1 protein-coding gene is annotated in these 674 nt (G+C 60.3%); it reads right to left on the bottom strand.

Annotated features, from left to right (window positions below):
- The coding region (gene mobV, locus ACE1BR_RS23260; protein ID WP_374874457.1) for a MobV family relaxase at nt 1-627 on the bottom strand (627 nt) is incomplete at its 3' end.
- Nucleotides 628-674: the final 47 nt, after the last annotated feature.

Genomic DNA, 674 nt, shown 5'->3' with positions numbered 1-674 from the left:
AATCATGGGCCTCAACCCGATCTTGCTCAGCAACCCCGGGCCGTGGTCGCTTTGAGGCTTGGGGTCGTCTTCTCGGATCTCTGGCGGTACTGGGATCTGCTGCCCCAGCGCGTTGTAATGGGCCTTGATGCGCTTGTGGGTCGCCTTGCTGCCCTCGATGCCCCGCACCANTCCAAGATGCTTGACGGCCTCGGCATAGCTGCTCTGGTCGTTGCTCATCTTGGTGCGGTTGCCGATGAACTCCTTGGCACTCAACCGCCCATCTTTGGTGATCGGAACCACGAACGCCGACATGTGGGGGGTCTTCTCGTCCAGGTGAATCGACGATACCAGGATGTTTTCCCGCCCATACTTCTCGGCCAGCCAGTCCATCGAGCTCTGGTAGAAGTCCGCTTTCCGGCCGGAATCGGCATTGATCCACCACTCCGGTGACGCGCTCAGGACGTACTCGATAGCGAGTACCGCATCCTTGCGCCGTGTCTCTGGCAGCTTCTCCCGCAACTTGCCCATCGCCTCGTCTGTGGAACGGGCGGCCATGTGCATGTTGTGCCGGAGTCTTTCGGGGTCTGCATTGGGTGTGTCGCGCTCCCGAAAGCAGTGCTTGAGGGAGGCTGCAACCGAGCGCATTCCCTGTTAGTTTCTTGCAGCGCATGATGGCACAGGCGGCCATGTGT

The organism is Aeromonas sp. MdU4 (assembly GCF_041929505.1).
Classification (GTDB): Bacteria; Pseudomonadota; Gammaproteobacteria; order Enterobacterales; family Aeromonadaceae; genus Aeromonas.
The sequence above is the reverse complement of the archived record's forward strand: the minus strand, read 5'-3'. Positions and strand labels throughout refer to the sequence as shown.